The sequence below is a fragment of the Vibrio sp. SCSIO 43140 genome, assembly GCF_023716585.1.
Classification (GTDB): domain Bacteria; phylum Pseudomonadota; class Gammaproteobacteria; order Enterobacterales; family Vibrionaceae; genus Vibrio; species Vibrio maritimus_B.
The window spans coordinates 3,617,126-3,638,062 of sequence record NZ_CP071850.1 but is presented as its reverse complement, the minus strand read 5'-3'; the positions used below and the strand labels follow the sequence as shown (position 1 = coordinate 3,638,062).

Genomic DNA, 20,937 nt, shown 5'->3' with positions numbered 1-20,937 from the left:
ATAAGGTCGTAGTATGAGATTAGTATGATATTGGGAAAGGCGTGAAGTGCGCCGTAAATCTAATTCCAGAAACACTTTAGCATGGATGTGTTTTAACCCAATCAAAAGGAAAAAAAGGATTTAGTATGACAAAGCAACCATGCGTCTACATTACCACTTCAAAGGGTCGCGGCGTTATTTATATTGGAGTCACTTCAAACTTACAGCAACGTATGTGGAAGCACAGGCATGGCGTGACGGATGGATTTGTTAAAAAGTACAATGTCAGTTTGTTGGTTCACTACGAACTCTTTGATTCAATGGAAGATGCCATAGCACGCGAAAAGCAGCTTAAACATTGGAATCGAGAATGGAAAAACGAATTAGTGACGAGTAACAATCCCTATTGGCGAGATTTGACAACAGAGCTGTGGTAATCGTTGTCAATTCCACCACTTTCGTTATCTTCACTATTCTTGTTATCTTCATATCCCGTCACCCTCATCATATTTCCTACCTACGCCATACTCCCTACCTACGTCGTCTTCACGAAAGTGAAGATCTCCCGATGCGCGTGACTGACACGATAGTGACTCGACCCTAAAGTAAGGTAATGACAGGGTTCCGCGCACACGGCATAGACGGTGCGCGCTGTAAAAGATCCCCTTTTTCAAGGGGATGACGACCTATTTTTTCATTATCTATATTATAAGTTCCACGAACTTTTATTTTCGTAGTCCGTCACCCGAACTTTAATCGCCGATTTCACGACCATCACTATAATCAGCTACCTCGCAATCTTCATCATCCTCGTCACCTCCGCCTTTCTCATCATCTTCCCCACCTACGTCATCTTCACGAAAGTGAAGATCTCCCGACGCGCGTGACTAACACGATAGTGACTCGATCCTAAAGTACTCTGATGACAGGGTTCTGCGTACATGGCATAGACGGTACGCGCTTCAAAAGATCCCTTTTTCAAGGGGGGACGGAAGTTTGGTAAATGAAGAGTAGTGGTGGTAAGACAGCAATAATTGGCTAGAGCTAGAGCTAGAGCTAGAGCTAGAGCTAGAGTTTAGGATGAATTTCAGCCTTTGTACTCGAATAAAAACGGCGCTTAAACAAAGCGCCGTTTGAAGTAAGTCTGTGAACTACTACAAAATAAAGCGGCTCAAATCCTCATCTTCCACAAACTCACCAAGCTTAGACTTCACATAGCCAGAGTCGATCACCAGCTTAGAACCAGGCTTGTCTGTTGCTTCAAATGAAATCTCATCCATTAGGCGTTCCATAACGGTATGTAGACGTCGGGCACCGATGTTCTCGGTGGTTTCGTTAACTGTCCATGCTGCATCTGCGATCTGTTGGATGCCATCGGTTGTGAACTCTACGTCCACTTCTTCGGTCTTCATCAGGGCAATGTACTGCTCAGTTAGCGACGCTTTTGGCTCAGTTAGGATGCGTTTGAAGTCATCGCTGCTTAGTGCTTCTAGTTCAACACGGATAGGTAGACGGCCTTGAAGCTCAGGAATAAGATCCGATGGTTTAGCCACTTGGAATGCACCTGACGTGATAAACAGAATGTGGTCTGTTTTTACCATGCCGTGTTTGGTAGAAACCGTGCTGCCCTCGATTAGAGGGAGTAGGTCACGTTGTACACCTTCACGAGATACGTCAGGACCAGACGCTTCGCCGCGCTTACAGATTTTGTCGATCTCATCGATAAACACGATGCCGTTGTTCTCAACGTTGTAGATCGCTTGTTCTTTCAGCTCTTCTTGGTTAACCAGTTTCGCTGCTTCTTCTTCCGTCAGTGCTTTGAAAGCTTCTTTAATCTTTAGTTTGCGCTTCTTCTTAGTGTCGCCACCAAGGTTTTGGAACATGCTTTGTAGCTGATTGGTCATCTCTTCCATGCCAGGAGGAGACATGATTTCCACACCCATCTGTGGTGCTGCAGTCTCGATGTCGATCTCTTTGTCGTCTAGCTTGCCTTCACGCAGTTTCTTGCGGAAGATCTGGCGTGTATTTGATGAAGTTTCCTCAGGTTGCTCGTTTTGACCCCAAGCATCACGCGCTGGTGGCAATAGAGCATCAAGGATGCGCTCTTCTGCTTGCTCTTCCGCACGGAATTTTACTTTTTCCATCGCTTGCTGGTGGGTCATCTTGATCGCCACATCGGTAAGATCGCGGATGATGGTCTCGACTTCTTTACCCACGTAACCCACTTCAGTGAATTTGGTCGCCTCTACCTTGATAAACGGTGCATTGGCAAGTTTCGCCAGACGGCGTGCAATCTCGGTTTTACCCACACCTGTTGGACCGATCATTAGGATATTCTTTGGTGATACCTCTACACGCAAGCTCTCTTCAAGCTGCATACGACGCCAGCGGTTACGCAGGGCGATAGCCACAGAGCGCTTTGCTTTGTCTTGGCCAATGATGTGGCGGTTTAACTCATGAACAATCTCGCGAGGAGTCATCTCAGACATAATCAATTCCTTACAAAACTTCTGACTTTAAAGCTCGTCAGTTTGAAATTCGACTCATGACCTAGTTAGTTTCAGTGTCATGCTTAAAAGCACGTCATTCCTGTGAAGACAGGAATCTACTCAAAGGCTTGGTGCTTGCTAACAACAGATCCCCGCTTATGTAGGGATGACGTACTTCGTCAGCAGCCTGAGAAATTCTATTTTTAGTCGACGTTACTTGTTTTCTGAAGCGTCGCTATCTAGTTCTTCAATCGTGTGGTGATGGTTAGTGAAGACACAAATATCACCAGCAATCTTTAGGGCTTTCTCTGCAATTTCACGTGCATCGAGCTCTGTGTTTTCTAGTAGTGCTGTCGCAGCGGCTTGTGCAAAGTTACCACCAGAGCCAATCGCGATTAGGTCGTTCTCTGGCTGCACTACATCACCGTTACCTGTGATGATAAGCGAAGCGGTTTCATCCGCGACTGCCAATAGTGCTTCTAGCTTACGAAGTGCACGGTCGCTGCGCCAGTCTTTAGCAAGCTCAACCGCGGCTTTGGTCAGGTGACCTTGGTGCATTTGCAGTTTGCTTTCAAAGCGCTCAAATAGAGTAAACGCGTCAGCGGTACCGCCAGCGAAGCCTGCTAATACTTGGTTGTTGTAGAGTCTACGAACCTTACGGGCATTCCCTTTCATTACTGTGTTGCCAAGGGATACTTGTCCATCACCAGCGATCACGACTTTGTTATTACGGCGTACAGATACAATAGTAGTCACGACGTTTGCCTCTTATTGGTTTTAATTCGGTTATGGAATGGATATGTGGACGCGAGGAATGGAATTCAAGGGAGGGAAGAGGGGGACTGGGGAAAAGAAGGTTCTAGGCCCTAGGGAAGTGTTTGACTTAGGGGGCGAGAAAAATAGCCTCTACAAGAAGCAAAAAGTATTATCACAGTATATCGTCATCTCCTTGAAAAAGGAGATCTCCCACAGCGCTTAGCAAACTCGATTGATTTGAGTGAGTCAAGCGCTTCAGGAGATCTTCACTTCCGTGAAGATGACGGAGTCGGTGTGAAGATGAGGAGTGGGCGTGAAGATGACGAAGCCGCGGAGGAGCTTACTGCGCTTCCTTCCAAATAGCACAAGGCTCAATCTTAGCGCGCTGTAACTTATGCTTATCACGCTCGGCATCACGCTTTAGTTTGTAAGGGCCTAGTACCACTCTAAACCAGCTACTGCCTTCTTTTTTGCGGATCTGGCTAGAGATGCCCTGGAAGGCGATATCGAGCTTACGAGCTTCGGCTTGAGCCAAGGTTTTGTAAGCGCCACACTGCATGATGTATGGGATCTTAGAGACCACTTGCTCTTTCGCTTGAACCTCAACCTCGCGCTTTGGCAGCGTTTCTACGTAGTCCCACTTCTCTTCTGGAGGCGGTGGAATCGGCTTAGCGGGTTTTGGTTTCGGCTTAGCTGGCTTTGTGACAGTAGGTTGTGGCTTCGGCGGCTCTGGGTCATTACTGAGTATGTAAAGCCCGTAGCCAAACGCGCCGGCTAAGATAATTGCCAGCAGACCACTGCGCCACGGTTTTTTACCGGAAGTCTTCTTTTTTGCAGGTCGGCGGCTGGTGCCTTTGCCCCGTCTTACATAGTCTCGGTTTGCCACTTAGATAGGTTCTGATTGAAATAACTTACTGACCTCATGGTAAATTCCACAAGGTCAAGTTGCAAGTCAGTATCGTGCCAACTACAGGATTCTTGGAGGAGCCGCACTGTCGCGGATCACAAGTTCCGTATCCAGAAGACGAGAGCCTGCTCTTACATCAGCACCTTTTAGCACTTCGAGCATCATGTACATGGCTTGTCGTCCAATCTCATAGCGAGGCTGTGAGACCGTCGTTAGCGGTGGATCGCAGTACTGTGCAAATTGGATATCATCGAAGCCGACGACAGAGAGATCTTGAGGAACACGCAGCCCTAATTTCTTCGCCTCTTGCATGGCACCAATCGCCATCACATCATTGTGACAGAATATTGCAGTTGGTGGCTCTGGCAGTGCCAAGAGGGTGCGAACAAGTCTAGCGCCAGCCTCAAAGGTGAAATCACCCTTCACGGTGTACGCGGGATTCATTGGCAGGCCAGCACGGCGCAGGGCTTGCTGGTAGCCTTGCTGTCTAAAGCGGCATAAGAATGCTGAGTCTGGACCAGCAATCTGAGCGATTCGCTTATGCCCAAGGTTTGATAGATAGTTCACCGCTTCAAACGCTGAGGTCAGGTTATCAATGTGAACGGTTGGCAGTTCAAGCTCAGGCGCAAATTCACACGCCATGACAATTGGTGGCAGGTTCTTTTGCTCTGGCTTACTGATGTCGAAAGGAAGATCCGTTCCCAACAGCAACATACCATCAGCTTGTTTGGTGAATACGAGGTTCACAAACGAGGTTTCACGTTTTTTTGACTGACCGCTGTCCCCCAGTAATACGAGATAACCATGCTCCATAGCGGCATCTTCAATACCACGAATGATCTCGGAGAAATATGGGTCACAGATGTCAGGTACAATCGTCACAATGGTTTTAGATTCATTTCTGCGAAGATTGCGTGCGAGTGAATTTGGAGAATAGCCAGCTTCTAAAACCGCATCTTCCACTCGCTTACGAGTAGATGATGAGACTTTTTCTGGGTTCATCAGAGCTCTTGATACCGTAGCCGTAGAGACGCCTGCAAGCTGGGCAACATCCTTCATTGTCGCCATAAACGTTTGTCCTCTTTTAAATGTCTAGACCTATCGAATAACTATTATTATTTAGTGCTATGTTTCGCGATGGGTTATTGCTGTGTTAAATGTTTAATTTATCTAATAAATAGATTTTCAAAATCCGTTTTTATAATCATGAACTATTACTAAATATTATTCATTTCTCGAATGAAAGTTACGGTCTGATTAACAGATTTTGCAATACAATTGTGAAGCATATCACAACTCGTAGTGGTTATCGTTTTGTTATTAATCAAATTTTACCGATTAACTTAAATCTTGTGGCTCGATATCTAATGACCAACGTACCTTTTTCGCCAGCGGTAATTGCGCGATAACCGGTTTGGCTGCAGTGATGATTTTTTGCATCTGTGGTCTTGAGGGAACTTGAAGCATGAGTTGCCAACGCGCTTTTCCTGCGCGTTTTGCTATCGGTGCAGGGGTTGGACCTAACACCATACAAGCATTATCAAACAGCGGGTGAGCTTCTAAAGAGTAGCGAACCTGGCGCAAGAAGGTCTCGACGTCATTGCTGTTATTGGCCTCGGCGCGAACCAGGGTCAAGAAGCTAAAGGGAGGCAACTGCGCCAGTTTACGCTCTTCAATCACGGTCTCGGCAAAATGGCGATAGTCTTTATGGAGTAAGCTTTGAAGCAGTGGGTGCTCTGGGTGGTGAGTTTGCAGCAGCACTTCACCGGGCTTGCTTGCGCGTCCGGCACGTCCAGCCACCTGAATAAACAGCTGTGCTAAACGCTCTGACGCGCGAAAATCGCTGCTGTAAAGAGACCCGTCTACGTCAAGCAGCGCGACTAGTGTGACATTAGGGAAGTGGTGCCCCTTGGCAAGCATCTGGGTACCAATCAAGATCTGGTACTCATTGTTTTTGATGGCATTGAGCGCCGCTTCTAGGCTGCCTTTGCGTCTGGTGCTGTCTCGGTCAATACGAATGGTATTGTATTCAGGAAATAGGCTTTCTAGCTGAGCTTCAAGCTGCTCTGTACCCACACCGACGGTAACCAGTTGATGCGAGCCACAACCTTCACACTGATGAACGATAGGACGCTGGGAGCCACAATGGTGGCAGCGGATCTCGTTACTCGACTGGTGATAGGTGTAATAGGCATCACAGCGGTGACATTCTGCTGTCCAGCCACATTCGTGGCACATGAGGGCAGGGCTAAATCCACGGCGGTTGAGGAACAACATCACCTGGTTGCCTGCTTCTAAATGGCGGCGCAGCTCAGCAATCAGTGGCGCTGATAGTCCGGCTTCAAGAAACTGACCTTTGACGTCAATGACCTTATTGGTCGTCGGTACCGCTAGTCCTGCTCGCTGGCTGAGTATTAAATGATGATACTTGCCCGCCAGCGCATTTTGTAGCGTTTCCATAGACGGCGTGGCAGAGCCAAGAATAATCGGGATCTGCTCTTTGTTCGCACGCATCACCGCGACGTCACGGGCATGGTAACGCAAGCTGTCTTGCTGCTTATATGAGGTGTCGTGCTCTTCGTCGACAATAATAATACCGAGGTCGGCAAATGGCGTAAGTAGCGCCGAGCGCGTACCGATAACAATACCCGCCACTTTGTCGCGTGCGCTTAGCCACGCGTTGAGCCGCTCAGTGTCATTAAGACCTGAGTGGATAACCTCAATGGGCACATTAAAACGTTTACGAAAGCGATTAATGGTTTGCGGAGTAAGGCCAATCTCCGGCACCAACACCAAAGCTTGCTGTCCGCGCTCCAGTATGGGCTTAATCATCTGCAGGTAGACTTCGGTCTTGCCTGAACCAGTGACGCCTTCAAGCAAGTAGCAGCCAAACTCAGTCTGACTGTTGACCGACGCTATCGCAACGGCCTGTTCGGCATTCAAGCGAAGATCGACAGGATCGTTGCAGATCGCCTCTGGCCATTGGGTTTGTTGGTTTTGTCTCTCTATCGACGTTATCCAGCCTTTTTCTGTCAGTGTCTTGAGTACGCTAGTGCTGACGTCACTGTCGATAAAAAGCTGATGCGAACACGGACCAGATTCCAACATATGCATGACTTTGGCTTGCTTCACTGCTCGCCCAAAGCCGGACATTAGTTGAGTCTTGCCAGCTTCTGTGATCTGCCACTCCACGGTTGCGGCAAATTCAGCAGGCTTGCCTTTTCTAAGAGCTGCGGGTAGTGCGTTACTCAAGGTGTCGCCAAGTGGATGCTGGTAATAAAGGCTGCACCATGAGATAAGGTCAAAAAGAGGCTTAGACCAAACGGGAGCCGTATCTAACGCCGCTTTTATCGGCTTGAGTTTGTCTATCGGAAACTCAGACTCATGGCTAAACTGCATCACAATACCGACGAGCGTTTTTGGTCCAAATGGTACAGACACGCGCCCGCCAACCACAGGAAAAAGGTGGGCAGGGACGAGGTAGTCAAACTGTTTATCAAGTGGGACGGGAAGAGCCACTCGAGCGACATTTGGGCGCATAGTTAGGTCGATATTGATAAAGAAGACGTCTATTCTAACGGTATGGGTCGCCTTGTATAGACTGGATAATCAATTTATCGGCTAAGGCTCACCGAAGGTGGCGAAAAAAGTCGCAATTTTAGTTGATTCCCTTGGCACTATTCATTACTATACTGCGCCTTGATGGCATGGCTTCTTGCTTTCATATTGAAATGCAAAGCGATGGTATCATCTATTTATTAACTACGTGTGGTGTCCGGCTTAGAATCGGATGGCGACACGGCCTAAATTATTGAGGTTTCCCATGAAAGCTGGTATCCACCCAGAATACAAAGCTGTAACAGCAACTTGCTCTTGCGGCAACACATTCGAATTCAACTCTACTCTAGGTAAAGATTCTATCCACCTAGACGTATGTGACAAGTGCCACCCATTCTACACTGGTAAGCAACGTATCGTTGATACTGGCGGCCGTGTTGATCGCTTCAACAAGCGTTTCGGTGCTCTATCTAGCAAGAAGTAATTATTACTTTTGCAGATTAAAAAAGGACGCTTCGGCGTCCTTTTTGCTTTTTTGCTGTTTTTTTACCTGTCAACATCTGCTTGCATAACGTGTTACCTATCTCTACTTTTTTCTTCGCTTCATCCCTTCCATCCATTCAAAAGCCTAATAAACTCGCGTAGTATTGGTTCGTCAGAGTAATGAACATCAGAGATACCTCCTCTCCGTTCAAATGTACCCACTCTGTGTGTGTAACCCTTTAGAAGCAACGCGAATAAAAATAAACGGGCTTATACTCATAACTACATCATCTAAGTAACTAATCAGTCTTATAAAAGCAGGATAGCTAACCATGTCCGATGACCATCAAATTGACGAATTTCGCCAGCAAGCGCTTGATTACCATGCCAACCCTGTACCTGGAAAAATCGAAGTAGCATTAACTAAACCCGCCAACTCAGCAGCGGATCTCGCATTGGCCTACAGCCCTGGTGTGGCCGAGCCTGTGCGTGAAATCGCGCAAAATGCCGAGAATGTTTATAAATACACTGCGAAAGGCAATATGGTCGCAGTGATCTCTAACGGTACCGCAATCCTAGGTCTTGGTAACCTAGGTCCAATGGCGTCTAAGCCAGTTATGGAAGGTAAAGCGTTACTGTTTAAACGTTTCGCGGGCCTAGATTCCATTGATATCGAAGTAAAACACCGCACTATCGATGAGTTCGTAGATACTGTTGCGAACATCTCAGACACCTTTGGTGGTATCAACCTAGAAGATATTAAAGCGCCAGACTGTTTTGAGATTGAACGACGCCTAATCGAGCGTTGTGATGTGCCGGTATTCCACGATGACCAGCACGGCACGGCGATTGTAACTGCAGCAGGTATGCTCAACGCTATTGAGCTTCAGGGTAAAGATCTGAAAGAAACCACTATTGTCTGTCTTGGCGCAGGCGCGGCGGCGATCGCGTGTATGGAGCTTTTGATCAAATGTGGCGCGATGCGTGAGAAGATCTACATGCTGGATCGCAAAGGTGTGATCCACACTCGTCGTGACGATCTTAACGAATACAAAGAGCTGTTTGCCAACAACACAGATAAGCGCACGCTAGAAGATGTGATCGAAGGCGCGGACCTATTCCTAGGTGTCTCGGGGCCTGATCTGTTGCCACCAGAAGCGCTTAAGTTAATGGCGGACAAGCCAATTGTGTTTGCGTGTTCAAACCCAGATCCAGAAATCAAACCTGAGCTTGCTCATCAGGTTCGTGATGACCTAATTATGGGTACAGGTCGTTCAGACTACCCGAACCAGGTAAATAACGTGCTGTGTTTCCCGTTTATCTTCCGTGGCGCTCTTGATGTGCGTGCGAGTGAGATTAATGATGAGATGAAACTGGCAGCGGTAGAAGCGATTCGTGAGCTAGCGAAAGAGCCAGTGCCACAAGACGTACTTAATGCCGCAGGTGTTGAGGCGTTGACCTTTGGTAAGGACTACATCATTCCAAAGCCAATGGACCCGCGTTTGCTTCCTCGTGTGGCTAAAGCGGTAGCGAAAGCTGCGGTTGAATCTGGCGTGGCTCGTATTGAATTGCCTGATAGCTATATGGCTTAATAGTTCAACAGCGTAGTGCTAGCTCTGCACTGTCTTGTTTCGCTGTTGTTCATCATCCAGTCTCACTTTCGTCATCCCCTTGGAAAAGGGGATCTTTCGCAGCGAGTGACTCACACAAATTGAACACCATACGCGCTGACAAAGATCCTCACTTTCGTGAGGATGACGGCATATTGGGGTTTTAAAATATGCGGCATTTAAGGGCGCATTTTCGTCACCCCCTTGAAAAAGGGGATCTTTCACGGCGAGTGACTCACATAAATTGAGCACCATATGCGCTGAAAAAGTCCTCACTTTCGTGAGGATGACGAATGAAAAAGGATGACGAGAAGAGGTGCTAGTAATAGCACGAGTTTAAAGTAATAAAAAAGACGGTATTAATACCGTCTTTTTTATTACCGTTTAATACTTACTCTTCATCAAACGCTTCAAACTCAATCCCCATCGCCGTCATCAGCTCTTTCGCTTCTGTCGGGATATCATCAGGACGGTCTTTTCTTAAATCTTCGTCGGTCGGAAGCGGCTGGCCAGTGTAGGCGTGCAGGAACGCTTCGCACAATAGTTCACTGTTGGTTGCATGGCGTAGGTTATTGATTTGGCGACGAGTACGCTCATCGGTCAATACCTTTAGCACCTTCAGCGGGATAGACACTGTGATTTTTTTTACCTGCTCGCTTTTCTTACCGTGCTCCGCATATGGGCTAATGTATTCACCATTCCAATCTGCCATTACACACCTTCGCTCTGTTAATCATAAATAGTAGTAATAAGAATGCTGCAATTTTAGCGGGATTTACTGCCATAAGCAAAGACATATAGACGTCTAGAAGTGTTGACGTCTCACATTTTGGAAAGTAAAGTGGGGCAACGAATGTGGACATTTATTTTAATGCAATGTTAATTCTTTAACGTTTGTGGCGTTTGCCGGTTCCCATATTACCGGTAAAAGTAGACACTGTGGTTACACCAACTAGCCATGCGATCTGAGAAAGGAAGTTTCTATGAGCAATCGGAAGCCAGCGACAATAGCCGTACGTACTGGTATCGAATCGGATACCCAGCATCACGCTGTGGTGCCACCTATTTATCTCTCTACTAACTATGGTTTCCCTGCGTTTGGGGAAGTGCCGACTTACGATTACACCCGCTCAGGAAACCCTAACCGAGGTTTGTTAGAAACTGCTTTGTATGAGCTGGAATCTGGTAAAGGCGCGGTAGTGACTAACTGTGGTACCTCTGCACTCAACCTTTGGGTGTCTGCTTTCTTAGGTCCAGAAGACACGATTATTGCTCCTCATGACTGTTACGGCGGCACGTACCGCTTGTTCAACACGCGTGCCCAAAAAGGGGACTTTAAGGTTAATTTTGTTGACCAAAGTGACGAGCAAGCCTTCGATGCTGCGCTTGAGCAAAAACCAAAACTGATCTTGCTTGAAACGCCGTCTAACCCACTTGTGCGTGTTGTCGATATTGCCGCCGTGTGTGAAAAAGCGAAAAATGTCGGTGCGCTGGTAGCAGTAGACAACACCTTTTTGACACCTGTGTACCAAAAGCCTCTCGAGCTTGGCGCAGACTTTGTGATTCACTCAACGACCAAGTATATCAACGGTCACTCTGACGTGATTGGCGGTGTGGTGATCACCAAAACCGAAGAGCATGCAGAAGAGCTCGCATGGTGGGGCAACTGCATCGGTGCGACAGGCACGCCTTTTGATAGCTACATGACTTTGCGTGGTATTCGTACCCTTGGCGCACGTATGCGCGTCCATGAAGAAAGCTCGCAACAGATCCTAGATTTTCTTAAGCCGCAGCCATTGGTAAAAGTGATTTATCACCCAAGTCTGCCTGAGCACCCTGGTCATGAGATTGCTAAGAAGCAGCAGTCTGGTTTTGGCTCTATGTTGAGCTTTGAGTTCGCAGGTAGCTTTGAGCAGCTTAAGTACTTTGTCGGTGAGCTAGAGCTATTCTCGCTCGCAGAGTCTCTTGGTGGCGTCGAAAGTCTGATTTGTCACCCTGCCTCTATGACGCACCGTGCGATGGGCGAAGAAGCATTAGCCGAAGCGGGGGTTTCTCAGCAGCTCCTTCGCCTCTCTGTTGGTCTAGAAGACGCGCAAGATCTGATTGATGACCTAGCCCAAGCGTTTGAGAAAGCATCTGCATTTAAAGGATAAGCCGGCATGAGTCAAAGCAGTACCCTAAATAACAGACAAGGTAAGCAGTTGCACAAATTTGGCGGTAGCAGCTTAGCGGACCCTGAATGTTATCGCCGAGTGGTTTCCATCTTAAAAGACTACTCGAATGAAGAAGACCTTATCGTGGTCTCGGCGGCGGGTAAAACCACTAACCGTCTCATCGAATTTCTAGATGCGCTCAATAAAGATGGGCGCATTGCGCACGAGCACCTACAGGCGCTTCGTCAGTTTCAGATTGAGCTGGTGGAGTCACTACTAACAGGTGAAGAAGCCGAAGGTCTTGTGTCTCAGTTACACGATGAGTTTAGCACGCTTGGTGAGCTTAGCTATCCGCTCACAGACGCTGAGCGCGCATCGGTACTAGGACATGGCGAGGTGTGGTCTTCACGTCTACTGGCAGCACTGCTTAGACAGAGCGATTTGCCTGCAGTGGCACAAGACGCAAGAGCCTTCCTTCGCGCTGAGTTCGGCACTCAGCCAGAGGTAGACCGCGCTAAATCCTACCCGCTGATCAAAGAAGTATTGGCGCAGCATGCGCATCACCGTGTGGTGATCACCGGTTTTATGGCGCAAAGTGAATGCGGCGAAACCGTGCTGCTGGGTCGTAATGGTTCTGACTATTCTGCTACTGTGATTGGCGCATTGGCGGAAGTGTCATGCGTGACGATCTGGAGTGACGTGGCGGGTGTATACAGTGCGGACCCACGCGTGGTGAGCGATGCATGCCTATTGCCTCTGCTGCGTTTAGATGAAGCCAGCGAACTGGCTCGCCTTGCAGCACCTGTATTGCACAGTCGTACGCTTCAGCCTGTTGCTCAAAGCGCGATGGACTTGAATCTACGCTGCAGCTATCAACCTGAGTCTGGTTCAACACGCATTGAGCGTGTGCTTGCATCAGGGCGCGGCGCAAAAATCATCACGTCACTCGATGAAGTTCTGCTTATTGAATTGGCATTTGGTGCGGGTCACGATTTTGAGCGTGCACAGACTGAAGTGCTTAATAGTCTTAAGCGTGCACAATTGGCACCGTTAGCATTTGAAGCGCAGGCGGACCAATCTCGACTTCGCCTTGCTTATACCGCGGAAATTGCCTCTGGTGCGCTTACTGAGCTGCAAGACTTGGCGATTGAAGCGGAAATTAAGCTCAAAGAAGGCTATTCCATGCTGGCTGCAGTGGGGGCGGGCGTAACGAAAAATGCCAACCACTGCTTTGGCTTCTATCAGCAACTTAAACATGCGCCAGTTGAGTTTATTTCAGAAGCTGAGTCTCAATTGAGTCTTGCTGCTGTGCTACGTAAGTCAGACATTCAACCTCTCGTGAAATCGGTCCATACTCAGCTATTTCAAGCGCAAAAGCGTGTTGCGGTGGCGCTGTGCGGTAAAGGTAATATTGGCTCAAGCTGGCTATCTCTATTTAAAGAGCAGAAAAGCGAGCTTGAGAAACGTCGTGGTATGAGTTTCAACTTAGTCGCAGTTATCGATAGCCAGACCTATTGGTTTGATGAAGATGGCATCGACGAGCAGCAGGTGCTCACGCGCTATGAAGACGAAGCGATTGAATACCAAGGTGACATCTGGCTACAACGCCTAGCGGCACTTCAAGGCTACGACGAAGGCGTAGTATTAGATGTGACTGCAAGTGCGGCACTGGCGGAAAGATACGTCAGCATCGCAGAGCATGGTCTCCACCTCATCTCAGCAAACAAGGTTGCGGGCTCTGCTCCAAGTAATGACTATCACGCCGTGCAAGATGCGTTTTCGAAAACCGGTCGTCACTGGCTTTACAACGCCACTGTGGGCGCAGGGTTACCAATAAACCATACCGTTCGCGACCTTCGTGAAAGTGGTGATGACATCGTTGCGCTTTCAGGGATATTCTCTGGCACTTTATCGTGGTTGTTCCAGCAGTTTGACGGCTCTGTACCGTTTGCAGAGCTTGTAGACCTTGCGTGGCAGCAGGGCTTAACCGAGCCGGACCCTCGCTCAGACCTTGATGGCTCTGACGTGATGCGTAAGCTCGTTATCTTGGCTCGTGAATCGGGGCTCGATATCGAGCCTGACGCCGTCGAAGTGGAGTCTTTGGTTCCTGAAGAGCTTGCCGAGCTATCGCTAGAGGGCTTCTTTGAGAAAGCCACACTGCTTAGCGAGATCTTGCAAGAGCGTTTAGAGAAGGCTCAACGTGAAGACAAAGTGCTGCGTTATGTTGCTCGTTTAGATCGACAAGGTAAGGCTCGTGTGGGGATTGAAGCGCTATCGAAAGAGCATGCGCTGGCAAACCTTCTACCTTGCGACAATATCTTTGCGATTGAGAGTAAGTGGTACAAAGACAATCCGCTGGTTATCCGTGGTCCTGGTGCCGGTCGTGAAGTGACGGCTGGGGCGATTCAGTCGGATTTGAATTTGATGTCGAGCTTTTTTTGATTGAGAGCTTTAAGAGCAAAAGCAAAAGCAAAAGAAAGATCAAGAGCTATACCCCCTCTAGCTCCCCCTATATTAGGGGGAGAATGACGGGCTCGCTCCTATCGTCGCGTAGCCTATAGCGAAATCATAGGCGATGCGTAGCTAGCCGTTGTTCCTCCCCTTACAAGCGGGGCGCGTAGCCGGGAGGCTAGGAGGGGGAAAGCGCCAGCGCTGCGAAACTTCCAGCGCTTATCTATCTAAACTATTCCCCCGCTAAACCACTCCCACCCCCATCTTCAATTTCCCTAACTCTCCACATGAAAAAAATTCATAATCCCTCTATTGACTTTAAAACCCATTCATTTCATTCTGTAGACATATAGACGTCTAAACGTCAAAAATTAAAAAATCATCATTTAAAGACAGACAGGTTTTAATCTGAGATTGGATGGGATAACCAATCTTGGTGATTAGGGAGAGGACCATGGGATATACACACGCAGGCCACATTGATGCTTTGAACCAGAATATTGCTGAGCTATCGGACAATATTAATGTTTCATTCGAGTTCTTTCCGCCGAGCACGCCAACAATGGAAGAGACGCTGTGGAAATCGGTTCATCGCCTAAAAACACTCAAGCCTAAGTTTGTCTCAGTGACTTACGGTGCTAACTCTGGTGAGCGTGACCGTACGCACTCTATTATCAAAGAAATTAAATCAGAGACGGGCCTTGTGGCAGCGCCGCACCTAACGTGTATCGATGCGTCACGTGATGAGCTTATCGATATCGCTGAAGACTACTGGGCGAATGGTATTAAGAACATCGTTGCTCTGCGTGGTGATATTCCAGAAGGCGGCGGTCAGCCAGACATGTATGCGTCTGACCTAGTTGAGCTACTAAAATCTCGCCACGACTTTGATATTTCAGTCGCTGCGTTCCCTGAGGTTCACCCAGAAGCGAAGAGTGCTCAGGCGGATCTTCTTAACCTAAAGCGTAAAGTGGATGCGGGTGCGAACCGTGCGATCACTCAGTTCTTCTTTGATGTAGAGAGCTACCTACGCTTTCGTGACCGCTGTGTGGCGGCTGGTATCGATGTAGAGATTGTTCCAGGTATTCTGCCTGTGACTAACTTTAAGCAAGCGTCACGCTTTGCAGCAATGAACAAGGTGAAAGTGCCGGGTTGGATGCAAAAACAATTCGAGGGTCTTGATGACGACCTAATGACTCGCCAATTGGTGGGCGCGAGCCAAGCGATCGATATGGTGCGTGTTCTTAGCCGCGAAGGTGTGAAAGATTTCCACTTCTATACCCTAAACCGCGCAGAAATGACTTACGCACTGTGCCACACACTCGGCGTTCGCCCTGAAGCATAACCGAGAGTTTTAGTCCCAAACAAAAAACGCCAGTCTTTGAACTGACCCCATAAAGTTGGACTCATTTCTAAGCGGCTGCTAAGGCTTGATTTCGATATGCTATCGGACTCAGGCCTTTTAACTTCAGCTTAATTCGTTCGTTATTGTAATAGTCTATGTATTCTCTAATTCTTTCAATCAGTTCATCTGCACTTTTAAAGACTTCGTTATGATACATCTCTGTCTTGAGTATTCCGAAGAAGTTCTCAGCAACCGCATTGTCTAAGCAATTCCCTTTTCTAGACATACTTTGAGCGAGCCCTTTCTTCTTGAGATGGTTTTGATACGCCTTATTTTGATACTGCCAGCCTTGGTCTGAATGCACGATGGGATTCTCATGCTTTTTAAGTGTCTTTATCGCCTTTTTTATCATGTCAGTGACCAAGGGTAATGCTGCTGACTTACGCACCTCATAACTCACGACTTCTTGGTTGAATAAGTCGATAACGGGTGACAGATAAACCTTCTGACCATCGACTTTAAACTCGGTCACATCCGTTACCCACTTTTGGTTCGGTTTGTTGGCATTGAATTCTCTTTTTAATAAGTCCGAAGCGATCCGCCCAACTTCGCCTTTGTATGATTTGTATCTCTTGGGCCTGACCTTGGACCTAAGACCAAGCTCAATCATAAGACGTTGAACTCGTTTATGGTTAATCACCATGCCTGCCTTCCTCAAGGTGCATGTGATTCTGCGATATCCATAGCGCCCTTTGTGTTGCTGATAGATATCACGTATTTGCCTTTTTAAACTCGATTCAGAGTATGACTCCTGTGTTGTATTACGATGATAGTAATACACACTTCGGGCTAACCCAGTAGCTTTGAGTAAATGGTGCAAGCGGTACTTTGCCTTGAGCTCATCGACTACGAGTGTCTTTGCTTTGCTTTTTTCTTTTTGGCTTGAGCCAAGGCCTCTAACTTTTTTAGGACAGCATTCTCTGCACGTAAATACTCAAGTTCCTCTCTTAGTTCTTTCTCTGTCATCTGCTCAGATGGCTTAGGTTTAAGAGAGTGGTTTGTCATGCAAGGTCTGCCTTTTTTCTGTGGTTTAAGCCGGGATATACCCTGCTGAGCATAAAGCTTTTGCCATTGAAATAGTATCCCTGGAGACGATAAATCAAAGTAAGCACTGGTATATCTTAAGGACCAGTTATTAATACGCATAGTCTTTAGAACTTCTAGTTTAAAGTCTTGACTATAGGGAGCTTGCTCGTGACGAAAGCTATTTTCCCCATGAATTTGATAAACCGACACCCAATAACGAATTTGGTCTGACGATACTCCGAATTTAAGGGCAAGAGCTCTTGACCCCTCGTGTTGTGCATACTTAGCCAATTTTAGCTTGAATGCTCTGTGGTGTTTGGACATAAAAAGACCCCCAGTAATTGGAATGTCCAACTATTGGGGGTCAGTTCATCTTTGCAGACTGGCGTTTTGCTATGCGTTGAATCAGAACTAGATTACGCGAGTGCTTCTAGCTCAGCAAGCGCTTCTTCTGCCCAGTCTAACCATGCTTGACGTGCAAGTAGGTTGCGACGAAGAGTGAGACGCTCAAGGCGTGCGTGCTTCTCTAGCGTGCTTGGTGTTGCGTAGTAGGCTGCTTCAATCTCGCGGTAGTGTGCAACCAGCTTTTTAGACTCTTCGATAAGCTCTTCGAGTTGGATGCGGAAAGCCGCTGAAGGCTGAACTGCACAAGCCGCTAGCTTCGCTGAGAACTCATCACGAACGGTTGGGTGTACGGTTGGTTGCTCAAACCACTCGCCAAGCGCTCCACGGCCAGCGTCAGTAATTGAGTAAACCTTACGGTCTGGTTTGCCTTCTTGAGGCTCAAGTTTACAGGTAACGAGGGCTTTATCAGCCATCTTGTTTAGCTCACGGTAAACTTGCTGGTGGCTTGCCTTCCAGAAGTAACCGATGCTAGCAGAAAATTCCTTAGTAATGTCGTAGCCAGTCGCGTCACGAGTGCTTAGGACAGTAAGGATAACGTGTGGTAGTGACATGTCTTAAATCCAAATGGTCAAAATCTTAGTAATAGTTATATTGTTCTTATAAGTGCGTTTGCGGTTAAACGTGTGAGCACCGAGCAAGCGCCCTGGAATCTGCCGTGATTCCGGGAAACTCGCGCGAAGCGCTACTTGTCTCGCAAAGAGCTATGCGTGTTACAAAGAGCTGTGCATCTAACAAAGCACTGTGTATCGCACAAAAGAACAGCGCACCGCACAAATGTGGGCACTAATAACCGTGTTTAAAGCCTTTGTCACCTAGACAGCCACATGAACATGTGACCCGCGCTGCTGACGTCGTGTTTTTTTATTTATCGAACAGCGGAATGTAATTATATCTGAATTATATAAGCAAAAAGTGGAATAGAATGCGATACCACTTCAAAAAACTAACAAAACTCTCAGTAAGTATGCCAGTAAAAAGAAAAGGCCGCAATGTGCGACCTTTTGTCTCTTTTGTAAAATAATATATCGTTTAGCCAGTATTTCGCATACCAGCTGCGATGCCAGCGATGGTCACCATCAGTGCTTCTTCTAGCTCAGATTCGGTTTCTTCGCTTTGACGAGTACGATATAGCAGCTCCGCTTGCAGCATGTTGAGAGGCTCAACATAGATGTTACGCAGGCGGATAGATTCTTGGCCCCAAGGGTCACTTTGCATCAGGTGGTTGTGGTTTTCTACGTTCAGTACCGCAACGATATCTTTCTGCAATTGACCACGCAGCTTGTCACCAAGAGGCAACAACTCTGGATCCGCCAGACGCTTGTCGTAGTAGCGAGAGATTTCCATATTACACTTGGTGTAAACCATCTCTAGCATGCCTAGGCGCGTTGAGAAGAATGGCCATTCGCGACACATCTCTTCAAGCAGTGCTTGGTGACCTTTGTCGATAGAGTATTGAATCGCTTCACCAGCACCAAGCCACGCAGGCAGTACCAGACGGTTTTGGCTCCATGAGAAGATCCATGGAATCGCACGCAGGCTTTCTACGCCGCCATTCGGGTTACGTTTCGCAGGGCGAGAGCCAAGAGGCAGTTTGCCCAACTCCAACTCAGGGGTTGCTTGACGGAAGTAAGGAACAAAGTCCGGCTCGCCGCGAACCACTTTACGATACGCATCGCATGATACTTCAGAAAGCACTTCCATTAGGTCACGCCAATCTTGCTTCGGCTCTGGTGGCGGCATTAGGTTCGCCTCCAGAATTGCACTTGCGTACAGGTTGAAGCTGTTGACCGCAATTTCTGGTAGACCCAGCTTAAAGCGGATCATCTCACCTTGCTCTGTCACACGTAGGCCGCCTTTTAGGCTCTTCGGTGGCTGAGATAGCAGTGCCGCGTGTGCCGGCGCACCACCACGACCAATCGTACCGCCACGGCCGTGGAATAGGGTGATGTCGATACCCGCTTCTTCACCAACTTCAACCAGTTTTTCCATCGCACTGTACTGAGCCCAGCCTGCCGCCATTACGCCGGCGTCTTTTGCTGAGTCAGAGTAGCCAATCATCACCATTTGATGGTTTTGGATGTAGCCACGATACCAGTCGATATCGAATAGCTGCTTCATGACCGCTTCAGAGTTGTTCAGGTCATCAAGGGTTTCAAACAGTGGGCAAACGTCCATGCGGAACTTACAGCCACACTCTTGAAGGATAAGGTGCACAGCTAGCACGTCAGAGGCCGTGCGGGCCATAGAGATCACATAAGCACCAAACGCTTCACGTGATTGTGATGCAATCACACGGCACGTATCGAGAACTTCTTGAACTGGCTCTGAAGGTTCCCAATCGCGTGGTAGCAATGGACGCTTTGAGCTTAGCTCGTTGATTAGGAAAGAAACCTTGTCTTGCTCGCTCCACTGGTCGTAGTCGCCGAGACCAAGGTGACGCGTTAGCTCAGAAATCACATCTGAGTGACGTGTGCTTTCTTGACGGATATCGAGACGTACTAGGTGAACTCCGAACGCCTTCACGCGGCGAAGAGTGTCGAGTAGTGAGCCGTCGGCGATGATGGCCATACCACTTTCACGAAGTGATTTGTAGCAAGCCATGAGCGGCTCCCAAAGCTGGGAGATGTCTTCAAGGATTAGCTTGTTCGGTACGTCTTGTTGATTGATCTGTGCTTCTAGCACTTCCAATGTATCAATCAATAGCTTACGAACGGGTTTCAAAATGGCGCGGTACGGTTCGTGTTCGTCACCGGCAAGGTCGCGAACCTGATCGTTACACTTAACCATAGAAAGCTCAGTGATAAGCTCTTGGAAATCTTTTAGATAAAGCTCAGCCGCTTTCCAGCGTGACAGCAGCATCACTTCACGCGTGATTTTATGCGTCACGAACGGGTTACCGTCGCGGTCACCGCCCATCCAAGATGAGAAGTGTACTGGGCGCGCATCGATTGGCAGCCCTTCGTCTAGGTAGCCTTTTAGGCGCTCATCAAACTCACGCAAGAACTCAGGAACCGCATCCCATAGTGAGTTCTCAACCACGGCAAAGCCCCATTTCGCTTCATCAAGTGGCGTTGGGCGCTGCTGACGGATTACATCTGAGTGCCAGCTTTGTGAAATGAGCTGCTCGAGACGGCGCTCGGTTTTTTTGCGCTCTTTATCAGACAGCTCGTTAAGCTCGAGCTTAGAAAGACACTCGTTGATTTTGACCAGCTTGTTGATCATGGTACGGCGAGTGATTTCTGTTGGGTGAGCGGTCAGTACAAGCTCGATGTTGAGGTCGCGCACGGCTTGAACGGTATCAAACTTGCTGACATCTTGCTGGCTAAGCTTAGAAAATAGGGTGTAGATTGGGTCTGGTTCACACACATCGGCTTCGCAGCTACGCGAGATCGTATGGTATTGATCGGCGATGTTAGTGAGGTTTAGGAACTGGTTAAATGCGCGAGCGACTGGGGTCAGTTGCTCATTTGGCAGGTTTTTAATCTCTTCAATGAGAATGTCACGATCGGCTTCATTGCCTGCGCGTACTACGGATTTAGAAAGCTTACGAATCTTCTCCACTTTCTCTAGGATCTCGTCTCCATGCGCTTCCCTGATGGTGTTACCCAACAGGTGCCCTAGCATCCTAACATTGCTCTTCAATGGGGCATATTTTTCGTTCATAGTCGTCCTGCCTTGTAATTTAACTACATCCGTTATTCCTTATCAGCCTCAC

The 20,937-nt window shown here is 47.9% G+C and carries 15 protein-coding genes and 1 pseudogene; 6 read left to right on the top strand and 10 right to left on the bottom strand.

Annotation, left to right across the window (positions count from 1 at the left end; all coding sequences use genetic code 11):
• Nucleotides 1–125 precede the first annotated feature (125 nt).
• The gene (locus J4N45_RS17310) at nucleotides 126–416 is read left to right on the top strand and encodes a GIY-YIG nuclease family protein (protein WP_252012696.1); all 291 of its coding nucleotides are present in this window, start codon (nucleotides 126–128) and stop codon (nucleotides 414–416) included.
• A gap of 717 nt (nucleotides 417–1,133) precedes the next feature.
• On the opposite strand, the gene hslU is transcribed toward J4N45_RS17310, so the two are convergent.
• The 5 genes from hslU to priA form a co-directional block, all read right to left on the bottom strand.
• Entirely contained in the window at nucleotides 1,134–2,468 is a 1,335-nt protein-coding gene (hslU, locus tag J4N45_RS17305; protein ID WP_252012695.1) for an ATP-dependent protease ATPase subunit HslU, read from the bottom strand.
• 213 nt (nucleotides 2,469–2,681) lie between these two features.
• Nucleotides 2,682–3,224, bottom strand: coding sequence for an ATP-dependent protease subunit HslV (gene hslV, locus J4N45_RS17300; RefSeq protein ID WP_252012694.1), 543 nt, complete (start codon nucleotides 3,222–3,224; stop codon nucleotides 2,682–2,684).
• Nucleotides 3,225–3,564: 340 nt separating this feature from the next.
• Nucleotides 3,565–4,110 carry an SPOR domain-containing protein gene (locus J4N45_RS17295; RefSeq protein WP_252012693.1) on the bottom strand — a complete coding sequence of 182 codons (546 nt, stop codon included), beginning with the start codon at nucleotides 4,108–4,110 and terminating at the stop codon, nucleotides 3,565–3,567.
• 81 nt (nucleotides 4,111–4,191) lie between these two features.
• Nucleotides 4,192–5,199: a DNA-binding transcriptional regulator CytR gene (gene cytR, locus J4N45_RS17290; protein ID WP_234495057.1), complete on the bottom strand. Its 1,008-nt coding sequence runs from the start codon at nucleotides 5,197–5,199 to the stop codon at nucleotides 4,192–4,194.
• 270 nt (nucleotides 5,200–5,469) lie between these two features.
• The gene (gene priA / locus J4N45_RS17285) at nucleotides 5,470–7,671 is read right to left on the bottom strand and encodes a primosomal protein N' (protein ID WP_252012691.1); all 2,202 of its coding nucleotides are present in this window, start codon (nucleotides 7,669–7,671) and stop codon (nucleotides 5,470–5,472) included.
• 283 nt (nucleotides 7,672–7,954) lie between these two features.
• Here priA and rpmE point away from each other — a divergent pair, with 283 nt between their 5' ends.
• Nucleotides 7,955–8,173, top strand: a complete 219-nt coding sequence (rpmE, locus tag J4N45_RS17280) for a 50S ribosomal protein L31 (RefSeq protein WP_006071169.1) — start codon at nucleotides 7,955–7,957, stop codon at nucleotides 8,171–8,173.
• 331 nt (nucleotides 8,174–8,504) lie between these two features.
• Nucleotides 8,505–9,764: a malic enzyme-like NAD(P)-binding protein gene (locus J4N45_RS17275; RefSeq protein WP_042477146.1), complete on the top strand. Its 1,260-nt coding sequence runs from the start codon at nucleotides 8,505–8,507 to the stop codon at nucleotides 9,762–9,764.
• A gap of 409 nt (nucleotides 9,765–10,173) precedes the next feature.
• Here J4N45_RS17275 and metJ read toward each other — a convergent pair whose 3' ends face one another.
• Entirely contained in the window at nucleotides 10,174–10,494 is a 321-nt protein-coding gene (metJ, locus tag J4N45_RS17270; protein ID WP_006071165.1) for a met regulon transcriptional regulator MetJ, read from the bottom strand.
• A 271-nt stretch (nucleotides 10,495–10,765) separates the two neighbouring features.
• Here metJ and J4N45_RS17265 point away from each other — a divergent pair, with 271 nt between their 5' ends.
• From J4N45_RS17265 to metF, 3 genes are all read left to right on the top strand, one after another.
• Nucleotides 10,766–11,935 carry an O-succinylhomoserine (thiol)-lyase gene (locus J4N45_RS17265; protein ID WP_252012690.1) on the top strand — a complete coding sequence of 390 codons (1,170 nt, stop codon included), beginning with the start codon at nucleotides 10,766–10,768 and terminating at the stop codon, nucleotides 11,933–11,935.
• Between the two features lie 6 nt (nucleotides 11,936–11,941).
• Complete coding sequence (locus tag J4N45_RS17260) at nucleotides 11,942–14,377, top strand: bifunctional aspartate kinase/homoserine dehydrogenase II (RefSeq protein ID WP_252012689.1); 2,436 nt, start codon at nucleotides 11,942–11,944, stop codon at nucleotides 14,375–14,377.
• 463 nt (nucleotides 14,378–14,840) lie between these two features.
• Entirely contained in the window at nucleotides 14,841–15,731 is an 891-nt protein-coding gene (metF, locus tag J4N45_RS17255; RefSeq protein WP_042477154.1) for a methylenetetrahydrofolate reductase, read from the top strand.
• Nucleotides 15,732–15,798: 67 nt separating this feature from the next.
• Here the strand turns inward: metF and J4N45_RS17250 are convergent.
• The 4 genes and pseudogenes from J4N45_RS17250 to ppc all read right to left on the bottom strand — a co-directional run.
• A pseudogene (locus J4N45_RS17250) lies at nucleotides 15,799–16,638 on the bottom strand (IS3 family transposase); the annotation flags it as partial.
• The gene (locus J4N45_RS17245) at nucleotides 16,638–17,141 is read right to left on the bottom strand and encodes a helix-turn-helix domain-containing protein (RefSeq protein ID WP_252011666.1); all 504 of its coding nucleotides are present in this window, start codon (nucleotides 17,139–17,141) and stop codon (nucleotides 16,638–16,640) included. The gene J4N45_RS17245 and the pseudogene J4N45_RS17250, both read right to left, overlap by 1 nt.
• 92 nt (nucleotides 17,142–17,233) lie before the next feature.
• Complete coding sequence (locus J4N45_RS17240) at nucleotides 17,234–17,773, bottom strand: PadR family transcriptional regulator (RefSeq protein WP_042477158.1); 540 nt, start codon at nucleotides 17,771–17,773, stop codon at nucleotides 17,234–17,236.
• 478 nt (nucleotides 17,774–18,251) lie between these two features.
• A complete protein-coding gene (gene ppc, locus J4N45_RS17235; RefSeq protein ID WP_252012688.1) occupies nucleotides 18,252–20,885 on the bottom strand; it encodes a phosphoenolpyruvate carboxylase in 2,634 nt (877 codons plus the stop codon).
• Nucleotides 20,886–20,937 lie beyond the last annotated feature (52 nt).

Coding starts and splice junctions, on each gene's coding strand:
- J4N45_RS17240 (WP_042477158.1), bottom strand. CDS start 17,773: ATGTCACTACCACACGTTATCCTTACTGTCCTAAGCACTCGTGACGCG.
- J4N45_RS17245 (WP_252011666.1), bottom strand. CDS start 17,141: ATGTCCAAACACCACAGAGCATTCAAGCTAAAATTGGCTAAGTATGCA.
- J4N45_RS17265 (WP_252012690.1), top strand. CDS start 10,766: ATGAGCAATCGGAAGCCAGCGACAATAGCCGTACGTACTGGTATCGAA.
- metJ (WP_006071165.1), bottom strand. CDS start 10,494: ATGGCAGATTGGAATGGTGAATACATTAGCCCATATGCGGAGCACGGT.
- priA (WP_252012691.1), bottom strand. CDS start 7,671: ATGCGCCCAAATGTCGCTCGAGTGGCTCTTCCCGTCCCACTTGATAAA.
- J4N45_RS17260 (WP_252012689.1), top strand. CDS start 11,942: ATGAGTCAAAGCAGTACCCTAAATAACAGACAAGGTAAGCAGTTGCAC.
- cytR (WP_234495057.1), bottom strand. CDS start 5,199: ATGGCGACAATGAAGGATGTTGCCCAGCTTGCAGGCGTCTCTACGGCT.
- ppc (WP_252012688.1), bottom strand. CDS start 20,885: ATGAACGAAAAATATGCCCCATTGAAGAGCAATGTTAGGATGCTAGGG.
- J4N45_RS17275 (WP_042477146.1), top strand. CDS start 8,505: ATGTCCGATGACCATCAAATTGACGAATTTCGCCAGCAAGCGCTTGAT.
- hslU (WP_252012695.1), bottom strand. CDS start 2,468: ATGTCTGAGATGACTCCTCGCGAGATTGTTCATGAGTTAAACCGCCAC.
- J4N45_RS17310 (WP_252012696.1), top strand. CDS start 126: ATGACAAAGCAACCATGCGTCTACATTACCACTTCAAAGGGTCGCGGC.
- rpmE (WP_006071169.1), top strand. CDS start 7,955: ATGAAAGCTGGTATCCACCCAGAATACAAAGCTGTAACAGCAACTTGC.
- metF (WP_042477154.1), top strand. CDS start 14,841: ATGGGATATACACACGCAGGCCACATTGATGCTTTGAACCAGAATATT.